The organism is Tardiphaga sp. 285_C5_N1_2 (genome assembly GCF_052076065.1).
Taxonomy (GTDB): Bacteria; Pseudomonadota; Alphaproteobacteria; order Rhizobiales; family Xanthobacteraceae; genus Tardiphaga; species Tardiphaga robiniae.
On record NZ_CP197241.1, the window covers coordinates 5,276,722 to 5,289,319 of the forward strand.

Genomic DNA, 12,598 nt, shown 5'->3' on the forward strand with positions numbered 1-12,598 from the left:
CTGTAGATGGTTCCCGCAGCACGGTTGGGGCCTGACGGCTCAGCCGTGCTGCGCTAGAATGCGCATCCGCACACGCAACAATGAGCGCGGCGTGGCGCATCGCAGATATCGACAACAACCGGGCAGTTTTGGCATTGCTGGATCGTACGCAGCCTGATGAAAGCCTGGACGCCGACGGCACGTCGCCGCATGCGGCAGGCGGCGATGCCGATCGCACCCGTCGCGGCTGGCAGCGCCCGCTCGACTGGCTGCGCCGTGCCCGGCAGTTCTTCGTTGCGCTGACCTTTTCGAGCCTGACGCGTCGCATCGTTTCGCTCAATCTCGCCGGCCTCTGCGCCCTGGTCGCCAGCATTCTCTATCTCTCACAATTTCGGGCCGGCCTGATCGACGCGCGTGCGCAGAGCCTGCTGGTGCAGGCCGAAATCATCGCCAGCGCCATTGCCGCTTCGGCCACCGTCGAAACCAATACGATCACGATCGACCCCGACCGCTTGCTCGATCTCAAGCCCGGCGAAACCTATGGCGTGCCGGACGAACTCTCCGGCCTCGATTTCCCGATCAATCCCGAACGCGTTGCGCCGGTGCTGCGGCGGCTGATTTCGCCGACCAAGACTCGTGCGCGCATTTACGACCGCGATGGCGTGCTGATCCTCGACAGCCGCAGCCTTTATGGTCGCGGTGATGTGCTGCGTTTCGAACTGCCGCCGCCGACGACCGAAAAGCCCGGCTTTGCCGAACGCACAATGATCGCGGTCCGAACCTGGCTCAATCGCGGCGACCTTCCGCTGTATCGCGAACTTGGTCCGGAAAACGGCAACGGCTATCAGGAAGTGCAACAGTCGCTCGACGGTCTGAAGAGCAGCATGGTGCGCATCAACGAACGGGGCGAAGTGATCGTCTCGGTCGCCGTCCCAGTGCAGCGCTTCCGCGCCGTCCATGGTTCGCTGATGCTGTCGACCCAGGGCGACGACATCGATCAGATGGTGACCGCCGAACGTCTGGCAATTCTGAAAGTCTTTGCGGTCGCCGCCGTGGTGATGATCGTGCTGTCGCTGCTGCTGGCATCGACCATCGCAGGTCCGGTGCGACGGCTGGCCGACAGCGCCGAGCGCGTTCGCCGCCGCATCCGCACCCGTGTCGAGATCCCGGATTTCACACGCCGCCGCGACGAGATCGGCCATCTCTCCGGAGCGCTGCGCGACATGACCGATGCGCTTTATAACCGCATCGAGGCGATCGAGATGTTCGCGGCCGACGTCTCCCACGAGCTCAAGAATCCTTTGACCTCGCTGCGCTCCGCCGTGGAAACACTCCCGCTGGCGAAGAACGACAACAGCCGCGGCCGCCTGCTCGCAGTGATCGAACACGACGTGCGCCGGCTTGACCGGTTGATCTCGGATATTTCCGACGCCAGCCGTCTCGATGCCGAACTCCAGCGCAACGACACGGCGCCCGTCGATGTCCGACGGTTGTTGACCACACTGACCTCGGTCGCCAACGAAACCAAGCTCGGTCATGACGTCGGCGTTGAAGTCCGCTTCGAAGGCGCTGCCACCGACGCCTTTTCAGTGCCGGGCCACGATTCCCGCCTCGGTCAGGTCATCACCAATCTCGTCACCAATGCGCAGTCATTCTCGACACCGGGCGGCAAGGTGCGGATCGTCTGCCGTCGCCTGAAAGGCAAGATCGAGATCGTGGTCGATGACGACGGCCCCGGCATCGGACTAGATGCACTCGAACGGATCTTCGAACGCTTTTACACCGACCGCCCACATCAGGGCTTTGGCCAGAATTCCGGTCTGGGCCTGTCGATCTCCAAACAGATCGTCGAAGCCCATAGCGGTACGATCTGGGCGGAGAACCGCATCGGCCCGGCCAATGCCGACGGCGAGATCCCGGTGCTGGGTGCGCGCTTCGTGGTACGGTTGCCGGCCACATGAGCGCGGATGGCAAAAGCATCCATGCCTCCGCCGTACTGGTCGATGAGCGCGCGGTCCTGATCCGGGGGCCGTCCGGCTCCGGGAAATCGCGGCTGGTCTTCGACCTGATCCTCGCCGCTCAGAGCGGACAGCTTCCCGAGGCCATGCTGGTCGGCGACGACCGGGTGCATCTGGATGTCAGGGATGGAAAACTGTGGGTACGGCCGGCGCCCGAACTGGTTGGGCTGCTTGAGGTCAGGGGGCTCGGAATCCGGCGTCTGGACTGCGCTACCGGTGCCATCGTCGGGCTGGTGGTCGATCTCGCCGCCACCGACGCTGCGCGCCTGCCAGAGCCGGAAGCGCTCAAAACCACACTGGAGGGCGTTGAATTGCCCCGAATCCCGGTCGGGACAGGCTTTTCACCACTACCATTGGTCGTAGCCGCGCTTATTACAAACGATGGTTTAGCCGCAGTGCGACCTTTGGACGATTGCTCGAAGGGAATTGGTAACCATATTAGTCCCACTATCGCCACCGAATAGACCCGCGCTACTTCCCGCCGCATCCGTGCAATTTAAGGGAGATTCGCGAAGAGCCCTCTTGCATAGGGGCTCTGGATGGTCAAAGTGGCCCTTTCGTGCGGTGCACCAAAAGCACCCACGAGGAGTTTCCGATGATTGGTCTAGTACTTGTGACCCATGGGCGCCTTGCCGACGAGTTTAAGGCGGCGCTTGAGCACGTAATGGGTCCGCAAAAACAAATTGAAGCCGTGACGATCGGCGCCGAAGACGATTCCGATTTGTGTCGCAGCGACATTATCGAAGCGGTCAATCGCGTCGACAGTGGCGATGGCGTTGCCATCCTCACTGATATGTTCGGCGGCACGCCATCGAATCTGGCGATCTCCTGCATGAGCCGGCCGAAGGTCGAGGTTCTCGCCGGTATCAACCTGCCCATGCTGGTGAAGCTCGCAAAGGTGCGCGAAGAGCGCACGCTGCCCGATGCGATCGCCATGGCGCAGGAAGCCGGCCGCAAATACGTCACCATCGCCAGCCGCGTTCTCGCCGGCAAATGAGCGACAGCCCAGACGATACGACGGTGTCCGGCAGCGTCTCCCGCGAGATTCCGATTACCAACAAGCGTGGCCTTCATGCGCGCGCCTCTGCCAAATTCGTGCAGATGGTCGAACGCTTCAATGCCGACATCACGGTGACACGCAACGGCGAGACCGTTGGCGGTACATCCATCATGGGCCTGATGATGCTGTCCGCCGGACCCGGGACCAGCATCACGGTCACTGCCAAAGGCGCCGAAGCTCAAGCGGCGCTGGATGCGATCACCGAGCTTGTGACCAACAAGTTCGGCGAAGAGTAGCGGTTCGCCGAAAGCTGCTTTGTCAGCGAACGGCTATTTCATCGCGCCAGGCGCCACCACATAGACATTCCACCGCGTGGTCGTGCCGACATTGCCCTTGAAGAAGCGTCGCGTCGACATCACGATACGTTCGGCATTCGGCAGATTGTCCTTCATCCACGCTTCGCAGCGATCGAATTTCCAGTCACCGACCATGCAGATTCCGATGAAGCCGTTACGCTTCGCTTCGGCCATCGACGTCACGCCTGACGGCCATGGCTCGTAAGGCGTCAGCGGCAGCGGATGATCGGGACTGTAGAACGTCATCTGCTCGGCAACATCGACGAAGCCCACGACCTCGCTCCAGCGCGTGTGGAAGCGCTTGTGCCAGACTTCGGTGAGTTCGCGCGCGAGTTGCGAGTAGGAGATGTGAGCGAAATTGCCGTTGGCATCGCGCGGCAGTGACGCGATGGCGATCTGCGGTGCGGCGGCGAGCGTGACCAGCGACAGCACCAGCCAGATCGCAGCGAGCCGTACCAGCGCGACCCGCGGCATCTTCAGCGCCGGGATCGCAATGACCGCCAGCGGCACCAGGAAGAACAGCGAGATACCCCAATCAGTCTTGATATAAACGTCGAACAACAACGCACCGATCGGCGGCCCGACGGCGACAATGGCCTGGATCAGCCAGATATTCAGGGCCTGATCCTTGCGGACACCGGGATTGGTCGTCAGTGACCACGGTCGCTTGACGAATGCGCGGGGATCGCGCGCCACCGACGCCCACCAGCGTGGCCCCCAGGCCAGCACCGCAGCGGCCAGACCCAGCGGCAACAGCAGCAGCGCGATATTGTGGCCAACATAACCCCACGCCAGCTGCAAACTCTCCCAGCGTGACGAGATCGCATAGGTATTGCCGGCGTAACGAAACGGCGCGTATTCCACCTGCCGCACCCAGTCGAGATGCGGAATCATCGCCGCCGCCATCGTCGCGATGGCGATCCATGGTGCCGGCGAGCGCAGGAACAGCATCCGCTGCGGATGGATCAGCGCGGCCAGACCGATGGCGCCGATCATCGTCACCACCCAGTATTTGGTCATCAGCGCCAGCGCAGCGGCGAGGCCAAGCAGGAAGCCCGAGCGGATCGAGCGCTTCTCGAACGCGTGCAAATAGGCGAGCACCACCAGCGGCAAAGTTACCAGCTGCAGCAGGTCCGGATTGTATTTGAAGCCCTTGAAATTGAAGATCGGATAGATCGCGACCATCAGCAGCACGAAAAAGGCACGGCGGCGATCGACCACGCGCAGCGCGATCGCCCAGCAAAGGATCATGCCGATGCCGACCGTGACCATGGCGAGCAGATAGGTCGCCCAGTCCACCGGCGGGAAAAATCTGAACCAGACGCCCGAGATCCAGCCCGACAGCGGCGGATGCTTGCCGTAGCCCATCAGGAACTTCTGCCCCCAGGCATAGCCCTCGGAGACGTCGAAATGGATGTCCTGCGCCGCCTTTACCTGGGTCAGGATCGCGGTCCACAGCACCACATGGGCGATCGTGAAGCCGAGCACCAGCAGGACGCTCAATTGCGGATCACACGCCCAGGCAACGAGCCGCGCAGCGCCGCGGCGGCCGATCGACAGCAAGCCCCGGCGTTTGGCGGGGGTAGAGGAAGCGATTGTACTCATGGGCCCCTGCCTAGCGTGTTTCGGGCCGGAGTAAAATCAGGATGCCGTGACGGAAACAGGGCCGGGAATCAGGCCGAAACCCGCATTAAGGTTGCCGCATCGGGGCCTGAATGCTATCCCGCGCGCATGACAACCTCCCCGATTTCGAACGTTCGCAACTTCTCCATCGTCGCCCATATCGACCATGGCAAATCGACGCTGGCCGACCGACTGATCCAGATCACCGGCGGCTTGCAGGCGCGCGAGATGAAGGAGCAGGTGCTCGATTCGATGGATATCGAGCGCGAGCGCGGCATCACCATCAAGGCGCAGACCGTCCGCCTGCATTACAAGGCCAAGGACGGCAAGGATTACATCTTCAACCTGATGGACACGCCCGGCCACGTCGACTTCGCCTACGAGGTCTCGCGGTCGCTGGCGGCCTGCGAAGGCGCGCTGCTGGTGGTCGACGCCTCGCAGGGCGTGGAAGCGCAGACGCTTGCCAACGTCTATCACGCACTCGACGCCAATCTCGAAATTGTGCCGATCCTCAACAAGGTCGATCTGCCCGCGGCAGAACCCGAGCAGGTGAAGAAGCAGATCGAGGACGTCATCGGCATCGACGCCTCGGACGCGTTGATGATCTCGGCAAAAACGGGTCTGGGCGTGCCTGACGTGCTGGAAGCCATCGTGCACCGGCTGCCTCCACCGAAGGGCGATCGCGACGCCACGCTGAAGGCGTTGCTGGTCGATAGCTGGTACGACGTTTATCTCGGCGTCGTCGTCCTCATCCGCGTCGTCGACGGCGTCATGAAGAAGGGCCAGCGCGTCCGCATGATGGGCACCAACGCCGCCTATGATGTCGAGCGCGTCGGCTACTTCACGCCGAAGATGGTCAATGTGGACGAGCTCGGCCCCGGCGAGATCGGCTTCATCACGGCCGCGATCAAGGAAGTCGCGGATACCCGCGTCGGCGACACCATCACCGACGATCGCAAGCCGGTCACCGAGATGCTGCCGGGCTTCAAGCCCGCGATCCCCGTGGTGTTCTGCGGGTTGTTCCCGGTCGATGCCGACGACTTCGAAACGTTGCGCGCCGCCATGGGCAAGCTGCGGCTGAACGACGCGTCGTTCTCGTTCGAAATGGAAACCTCGGCTGCACTGGGCTTCGGCTTCCGCTGCGGCTTCCTCGGCCTGCTGCATCTGGAAATCATCCAGGAGCGCCTGAGCCGCGAATTCGATCTCAACCTGATCGCGACCGCACCGTCAGTGATCTACAAGATGCATCTCACCGACGGTGAGGAGATCGAGATCCACAATCCGATCGACATGCCGGACGTGGTGAAGATCGCCGAGATCCAGGAGCCGTGGATCGAAGCCACGATCCTGACGCCCGACGAATATCTCGGCAGCGTGCTGAAGCTCTGCCAGGAACGCCGCGGCAATCAGAAAGAACTTACTTACGTCGGCGCCCGCGCGATGGTGAAATACGAGCTGCCGCTCAACGAAGTGGTGTTCGATTTCTACGATCGCCTGAAGTCGATCTCGAAGGGCTACGCCTCGTTCGACTATCATCTGACCGACTACAAGGCCGCCGATCTCGTCAAGATGCAGATCCTGGTCAATGCCGAGCCGGTCGACGCGCTGTCGATGCTCGTGCATCGCACCCGCGCCGAAGGCCGCGGCCGCGCCATGGTCGAGAAGATGAAAGAACTGATTCCGCCGCACATGTTCGTCATCCCGATCCAGGCGGCGATCGGCGGCAAGGTGATTGCCCGCGAAACCGTCCGCGCGCTGCGCAAGGACGTGACCGCGAAGTGCTATGGCGGTGATATCAGCCGCAAGCGCAAACTTCTGGAGAAGCAGAAGGAAGGCAAGAAGAAGATGCGGCAGTTCGGCAAGGTCGACATCCCGCAGGAAGCGTTTATTGCCGCGCTGAAGGTGGATAGCTGAGGGCATATCGCTTGCAGCTCTGACAGGAGGGGCACTACGTGGCAGCGATGCGGAAGTTGAGCAAAGCGGCCCAGCAACACCCCTCCGGTTTTTCCGATCCGGCCGTCAAAGCGGCATTCGACCGTTACCCGCCGCCCTTCAAGGCGCGGCTCATGGCCCTCCGGCGACTGATCTTCGGGACCGCCGCGGGAATCGATGGCGTCGGTCCGCTGCAGGAGACCCTCAAGTGGAATCAGCCCAGCTATCTGACAAGCGAGAAGAAAAGCGGGAGTACCATCCGACTTGATCGCATGGGGGCCACAGAGCAGTACGCGCTGTACTTTCACTGCCAGACCGATCTGGTTGCAACCTTCCGTGAATTGTATCCAACGGAGCTAAGCTTCGAAGGCAACCGCAGCATCGTGCTGCACGTCGATGATCCCGTGCCGGAACAAGCCCTGAGTCACTGCGTCGGACTGGCGCTGACCTATCATCTCCGCAAGCGCAGGCCTTCAACGAGGTCATCTCAGGCTGAATGAGCGCGGCGACAACTGGCTGTCGTCCGGGAACAAATAGCGCCGTGAATGAACGGATTCCGCCGGCACAATTTTCCGCCCGCCGCAATGCGGCAGGTTTCTGCGACCAAACATCCCCCACGACCGCTATTGCCTCCCCGCTCGCCTCCCCTCATGCTGCCCCCCACGACGCTGAAAACGGCGCGTATAAAAATTTGGGGAGGATTGAATGATCGCGCACCGCACGGTTGCGGCTACGACGGTTGCTGTTTCGCTGCTTTTCGGCGCTTCCGCACTGGCCCAGCAAGCCAACACGCTTCCGCTCAAGATCGGCGTGCTCGCCGACTTCGCCTCGGTCTATGCCGACATCGGCGGCCAGGGCAATGTCGAAGCAGCGAAGATCGCCATCGAGGAATTCGGCGGCAAGATGTTCGACAAGCCGATCGAGCTGGTCACCGCAGATGCGCTTAACAAGGCCGACGTCGCCGCCACCATCTCGCGCAAATGGTATGAGGCCGAGAATGTCGACATGATCATCGACATGCCGACATCGGCCACTGCGTTGGCCGGCATGGAGATGTCGAAGCAGTTCGAGAAGATCATGATCGTCACCGACGCCGCGTCGTCGGACATCACTGGCAAGTCGTGCTCGCCCTATACCGCGCACTGGACCTACGACACCTATGGCAACGCCCACACCGTCGGCAGCGCCATCGTCAAGCAGGGCGGCGATTCGTGGTACTTCATTACAGCGGACTATCTGTTCGGCCATTCCATCGAACGTGACACCGGCGACGTGGTGCGCGCCGCGGGCGGCAAGGTGGTCGGCAGCGCCAAGCATCCGCTGAACACGGCGGACTTCTCGTCCTTCCTGCTGCAGGCGCAATCGTCCAAGGCCAAGATCATCGGCATGGCCAATGGCGGTGGCGACACCATCAACACCATCAAGCAGGCGTCGGAATTCGGCATCGTCGCCGGCGGCCAGAAGCTCGCGGGCATCGTGATGTTCATCTCCGACATCCACTCGCTCGGCCTGAAGATGGCGCAGGGCCTGATCATCACCGAGGCCTATTACTGGGATCTCAACGATCGCACCCGCGCCTTCGGCAAGAAGTTCTTCGACAAGATGAAGCGCATGCCGACCATGAACCAGGCCGCGACCTACAGCGCCACGCTGCACTATCTCAAATCGGTGCAGGCGGCAGGTACCCGTGCCACCAAGCCGGTGCTGGCGAAGATGCGCGAGATGCCGGTGCGCGACGCCTTCACCGATAACGGCGTCCTGCGCGAGGACGGCCGCATGGTGCACAGCATGTTCCTGCTCGAGGTCAAGAAGCCGGAAGAATCCAAGGCGCCGTGGGATTACTACAAGGTGCTCGCGGAGGTCCCCGGCGATCAGGTGTTCCGTCCGATGAAGGACGGCGGCTGCCAGTATGTGAAGAAGGACTGAGGGTCTTTCGCATCAGCAACAACGGCCGTCGCCCGGCCTGGCGCGCAATTGCACGCCTGGCCGGGCGGCACGTTAGTTTCATCGCATTTAAACGATGGCACTCGTTTCCGGCTTCGCCACCGGAGCCCTCAACCAGAAGAGCGCCAGGAATGCGAGCGACGTCAGCGCACCTGTGAGCGCCAGCGCGACGCGCGGGCCACCTTGATCCAGCACAAGGCCGAACAGCAGCGGCGCTGCCCCCTGCAGGATGCGCGCCGGCGCGGCCAGCCAGCCGGTTCGCATGCCGTATCCCACGGCGCCAAACATGGCCAGCGGAAGCGTCCCGCGCGCGATCGTGAACAGGCCATTGCCGGCACCGTGCAGAAGGGCGAATGGCAGCGCGACGGGCGCTCCGAACAGGATCAGCAATCCGGCGCCGACGGGATGCAGGCCCGCCGCCAGGCGTGCGGATATCATCGCCGACGCATGTCGTAGCAGGCCGAATTCCCCGATCCGGGCTGCGACTTGCGCAGGCCCCATCAAAGCCCCGGCGAGCACGGCCTGCGCCGGGGTGGCCCCGAGCGCTTCCAGCAGGCGCGGCATGTGCGCGGCAAAGGCGGTGGTGACAAACCAGGTCGCACCAAAGACGCCCGCCAGAACGATCATCGCCCATGGAATGCCTGATGTGGGGACGGCAGGCTCATCCAGATGCGCATGCGGCGGCGCCTTCGGAACGAGAAAGCGGTTGAGCGGCAGACCGATGACGATGTGCAACGCGGCCCATGCGAAGCAGGCGCCGCGCCAGCCGAAGGCATCGATCATCGCGGCACTGAGCGGCCAGCCGATGGTGCTCGCAAAACCGGCGAACAGGGTGATGCCGGTGATCGCACTTCGGGCCTGTCGTCCCCACAATCCCGCAACCGTCGCGAACGCGGCCTCATACAGGCCGAAACCCATGCCGGCGCCGATGACCAGCCAGGCCAGGGCCAGCGTGATCGGCCCCGTTGCAACCGCAAGCAAGGCCAGCCCCGCCGCAAACATCAGATTGGTGGCGACAAGGACGTCCCGGCCACCGCTGCGGTCGATCATGCGGCCGGCGAGTGGACCGAGCAAACCCGACACCAGCAACGCCACGGAGAACATGGCGAAGAACCACGTCCTGGACAGATGCAGGTCGTCGCAAATGGGATCCGCGAACACGGCCGGAACATAGTAGCTGGAAGCCCATGCCAGTGTCTGCGTCGTACCGAGCGCGGATACGACTTGCCAACGAACGACTGCCACCTCAGGTCACAGCTCCCCGCTCGTACCAGTCCCGTGTCGCCTTCACGATGTGAACCACAGAGAGCATCACCGGCACCTCGATCAGAACGCCGACGACCGTTGCCAGTGCCGCGCCCGATTGAAAGCCGAACAGTGCGATCGCCGCGGCGACGGCGAGCTCGAAGAAGTTCGATGCGCCGATCAGGGCGGAAGGACCGGCCACGCACCAGGCGACGCCGAGGCGGCGGTTGAGCCAGTAGGCGAGACCGGCATTGAAATAGACCTGGATCAGGATCGGGACGGCAAGCAGCGCAATGACCATCGGTTGCCGGGTGATCTGCTCGCCCTGCAGGCCGAACAACAGCACTAGGGTCAACAGGAGCGCGATCAGCGATACCGGGCCAAGCAGCGACAGCGCCTGCGATAGCGCCGCCTCGCCTCCCCTCGCCAGCAATGCGCGCCGCCAGAACTGCGCGATCGCCACAGGCACGATGATGTAGAGCAGGACGGACAACAGCAACGTGCCCCAAGGCACGATGATGGACGATAGGCCGAGCAGAAGTCCGACGATCGGCGCGAAGGCAACCACCATGATGGTATCGTTGAGCGCGACCTGTCCCAGCGTGAAATTCGGCTCGCCATCGACCAGATTCGACCAGACAAACACCATCGCCGTACAAGGCGCAGCGGCAAGCAGAATCAGACCAGCCGTATAGCTGTCGATCTGGTCCGCGGGCAGATACGGCCTGAACAGATGGCCGATGAACAGCCAGGCGAGCAGCGCCATCGAGAACGGCTTCACCAGCCAGTTGATTCCGACGGTCGCGGCAATGCCGCGCCAGTGTGCGCCAACGTGACCGAGCGCTCCGAGGTCCACCTTGAGCAGCATGGGAATGATCATCAGCCAGACGAGAACAGCCACCGGCAGATTGACCTGTGCAATCTCCGCCGAGCCCAGCGCATGGAAAACAGCCGGCATCCATCGGCCCAGCAGAATGCCGACGACGATGCAGAGACCGACCCAGATCGTGAGATAGCGTTCGAACAAACCCATGGCTGGAGCGGAAACCGGCCTGCCGATGGCCTCACTGGTCATGACGTTGTCCTGCGATCCGCTGGCCGCTCGCATCCACGACCCGGTCGCCATCCTCTTTCGAGAACGCTCCAAGCTGTGGAGTGGGCATGATGTCCAGAACCGCTTCGGATGGCCGGCAGAGCCTCACGCCCAGCGCGGAGACCACGATCGGGCGGTTCATCAGAACCGGATGGGCTTCGATGGCGTCGAGCAACTGCGCGTCGGTCAGACTGGTGTCGGAGAGGCCCAGTTCGGCATAGGGCGTTCCCTTCTCACGCAGGACGTCGCGCACCGACATGCCGGCGCGCGCGAGCAATTGAACGAGCAGGACTCGCGACGGCGGTGTCTTCAGATACTCGATGATGTGTGGCTCAATGCCGGCGTTGCGGATCATGGCCAGCGTGTTGCGCGAGGTACCGCAATCCGGGTTGTGATAGATGATGACGTCGACGCTATCAGGCACGTGACAGCTCCTTGCTGTCCGAGGTGCATGCGGACGCCGTGGCCGGCATACAGATGTCGGGATGACCCGCGCAGCAATCCCGCATCAGGAACTGGATGAGGCCCGACAGCGCGTCGTAATCGGCGGTGTAGACAATCGAGCGGGCCTCCCGCTTCGCGCTGGCAAGGCCAGCCTGGGTCAGCTCCTTCAGATGGAAGGACACATTCGAGGCCGACACGCCTGCAGCCTCCGCGACGGCGCCGGCCGGCATCCCGGCGGGACCGGCCTGCACGAGCAGGCGCACGATGCGAAGCCGCGTCTCCTGGGACAGCGCTGCAAAAGCCGACAGGGCTTGACGTTCTTCCATATTTCAATAATCCTAAAAATATAGAATCATGGAGTAACATCGATGCTGGACCTTGCCAAGCCGGAAATTCCGCCTTCGCCGCAGATCACCGCCGACGACATCAGCATCGGGGCGCTCCTCGCAGTCTGCGACGCGGCACCGGCATTGCCTTTGGTGTTCACCTATGGCGGTCACAGCATTCGGCCGGGCTACCACATCACCGAAGTCAAGGCGGGCGCCTTTTCCGCGCTTGATTGCGGCGGCAATCCCGAAGCGTGGTCGGAGATCTTCGTGCAGCTGTGGGACATCGTCGAAGGCGACCGGACCCATATGACCGCCGGAAAGTTCGCGGCCATCATCCGGAAAGTCTCCGACCATGTCGCTCTCGATATCAATGCGCGACTGACTTTCGAAGTGAGCGATGGCATCGCGCCGATGCAACTACACTGCGCGGATACCCCGCGCATACAGGGCGACGTTCTCACGGTGGCGCTTGCCCCGCGTCCGGCGAGTTGCAAGCCACGCGACCGCTGGCTGGAGGCGCAGAAGGAAGCCAGTGCATGCTGCGCGCCGGTATCGTCCAAAAGCGCGTGCTGCCGGTAGACGCCGCGGTTCAGACCGGAGACCTGTTACTGGACTCTCAACGAGAGCGCGCGGTA

General features: G+C 62.7%; 13 protein-coding genes. 8 read left to right on the top strand and 5 right to left on the bottom strand.

Translation table 11 applies throughout. The features are described from left to right. The first annotated feature begins 134 nt into the window (after positions 1-134). The 4 genes from AB7951_RS25045 (at position 135) to AB7951_RS25060 (ending at position 3,293) form a co-directional block, all read left to right on the top strand. Positions 135-1,940: a sensor histidine kinase gene (locus AB7951_RS25045; RefSeq protein ID WP_081421901.1), complete on the top strand. Its 1,806-nt coding sequence runs from the start codon at positions 135-137 to the stop codon at positions 1,938-1,940. 56 nt (positions 1,941-1,996) lie between these two features. Continuing rightward, positions 1,997-2,461, top strand: coding sequence for an HPr kinase/phosphorylase (locus AB7951_RS25050; protein WP_374725710.1), 465 nt, complete (start codon positions 1,997-1,999; stop codon positions 2,459-2,461). A 131-nt stretch (positions 2,462-2,592) separates the two neighbouring features. Then, a complete protein-coding gene (locus AB7951_RS25055; RefSeq protein WP_068733893.1) occupies positions 2,593-2,994 on the top strand; it encodes a PTS sugar transporter subunit IIA in 402 nt (133 codons plus the stop codon). Then, positions 2,991-3,293 (top strand): HPr family phosphocarrier protein, encoded by a 303-nt coding sequence (locus AB7951_RS25060; protein WP_093759856.1) that lies wholly within the window; start codon positions 2,991-2,993, stop codon positions 3,291-3,293. The genes AB7951_RS25055 and AB7951_RS25060 overlap by 4 nt, the downstream gene beginning before the upstream one ends. A 33-nt stretch (positions 3,294-3,326) precedes the next feature. On the opposite strand, the gene AB7951_RS25065 is transcribed toward AB7951_RS25060, so the two are convergent. Continuing rightward, a complete protein-coding gene (locus AB7951_RS25065) occupies positions 3,327-4,958 on the bottom strand; it encodes a glycosyltransferase family 39 protein (RefSeq protein ID WP_120288232.1) in 1,632 nt (543 codons plus the stop codon). A 126-nt stretch (positions 4,959-5,084) separates the two neighbouring features. Between AB7951_RS25065 and lepA the strand changes: the two genes are divergently transcribed. The 3 genes from lepA (at position 5,085) to AB7951_RS25080 (ending at position 8,834) form a co-directional block, all read left to right on the top strand. Further along, positions 5,085-6,890 carry a translation elongation factor 4 gene (lepA, locus tag AB7951_RS25070; protein WP_089262869.1) on the top strand — a complete coding sequence of 602 codons (1,806 nt, stop codon included), beginning with the start codon at positions 5,085-5,087 and terminating at the stop codon, positions 6,888-6,890. A 47-nt stretch (positions 6,891-6,937) separates the two neighbouring features. Then, positions 6,938-7,408 (top strand): DUF1801 domain-containing protein, encoded by a 471-nt coding sequence (locus AB7951_RS25075; RefSeq protein ID WP_120288231.1) that lies wholly within the window; start codon positions 6,938-6,940, stop codon positions 7,406-7,408. A 205-nt stretch (positions 7,409-7,613) separates the two neighbouring features. Next, entirely contained in the window at positions 7,614-8,834 is a 1,221-nt protein-coding gene (locus tag AB7951_RS25080; protein WP_120288230.1) for an ABC transporter substrate-binding protein, read from the top strand. An 87-nt stretch (positions 8,835-8,921) separates the two neighbouring features. On the opposite strand, the gene AB7951_RS25085 is transcribed toward AB7951_RS25080, so the two are convergent. The 4 genes from AB7951_RS25085 to AB7951_RS25100 are packed head-to-tail and all read right to left on the bottom strand — an operon-like array spanning position 8,922 to position 11,960. Next, positions 8,922-10,097 (bottom strand): MFS transporter, encoded by a 1,176-nt coding sequence (locus AB7951_RS25085; protein ID WP_120288229.1) that lies wholly within the window; start codon positions 10,095-10,097, stop codon positions 8,922-8,924. Between the two features lies 1 nt (position 10,098). Beyond that, positions 10,099-11,130 carry an ACR3 family arsenite efflux transporter gene (gene arsB, locus AB7951_RS25090; protein ID WP_120288228.1) on the bottom strand — a complete coding sequence of 344 codons (1,032 nt, stop codon included), beginning with the start codon at positions 11,128-11,130 and terminating at the stop codon, positions 10,099-10,101. Between the two features lie 31 nt (positions 11,131-11,161). Further along, positions 11,162-11,614, bottom strand: coding sequence for an arsenate reductase (glutaredoxin) (gene arsC / locus AB7951_RS25095; RefSeq protein ID WP_120288227.1), 453 nt, complete (start codon positions 11,612-11,614; stop codon positions 11,162-11,164). After that, positions 11,607-11,960: an ArsR/SmtB family transcription factor gene (locus AB7951_RS25100; RefSeq protein ID WP_089262883.1), complete on the bottom strand. Its 354-nt coding sequence runs from the start codon at positions 11,958-11,960 to the stop codon at positions 11,607-11,609. Before AB7951_RS25100 ends, arsC begins: the two co-directional genes overlap by 8 nt. 42 nt (positions 11,961-12,002) lie before the next feature. On the opposite strand from AB7951_RS25100, the gene AB7951_RS25105 reads away from it, so the two are divergent. Continuing rightward, positions 12,003-12,542 carry a DUF6428 family protein gene (locus AB7951_RS25105; RefSeq protein WP_120288226.1) on the top strand — a complete coding sequence of 180 codons (540 nt, stop codon included), beginning with the start codon at positions 12,003-12,005 and terminating at the stop codon, positions 12,540-12,542. Positions 12,543-12,598: the final 56 nt, after the last annotated feature.

Excerpts from the sequence above, each read along its gene's own strand:
- AB7951_RS25055 (WP_068733893.1), top strand. The coding sequence starts at position 2,593 with ATGATTGGTCTAGTACTTGTGACCCATGGGCGCCTTGCCGACGAGTTT.
- AB7951_RS25060 (WP_093759856.1), top strand. The coding sequence starts at position 2,991 with ATGAGCGACAGCCCAGACGATACGACGGTGTCCGGCAGCGTCTCCCGC.
- AB7951_RS25065 (WP_120288232.1), bottom strand. The coding sequence starts at position 4,958 with ATGAGTACAATCGCTTCCTCTACCCCCGCCAAACGCCGGGGCTTGCTG.
- lepA (WP_089262869.1), top strand. The coding sequence starts at position 5,085 with ATGACAACCTCCCCGATTTCGAACGTTCGCAACTTCTCCATCGTCGCC.
- AB7951_RS25075 (WP_120288231.1), top strand. The coding sequence starts at position 6,938 with ATGCGGAAGTTGAGCAAAGCGGCCCAGCAACACCCCTCCGGTTTTTCC.
- AB7951_RS25080 (WP_120288230.1), top strand. The coding sequence starts at position 7,614 with ATGATCGCGCACCGCACGGTTGCGGCTACGACGGTTGCTGTTTCGCTG.
- arsB (WP_120288228.1), bottom strand. The coding sequence starts at position 11,130 with ATGGGTTTGTTCGAACGCTATCTCACGATCTGGGTCGGTCTCTGCATC.
- AB7951_RS25100 (WP_089262883.1), bottom strand. The coding sequence starts at position 11,960 with ATGGAAGAACGTCAAGCCCTGTCGGCTTTTGCAGCGCTGTCCCAGGAG.
- AB7951_RS25105 (WP_120288226.1), top strand. The coding sequence starts at position 12,003 with ATGCTGGACCTTGCCAAGCCGGAAATTCCGCCTTCGCCGCAGATCACC.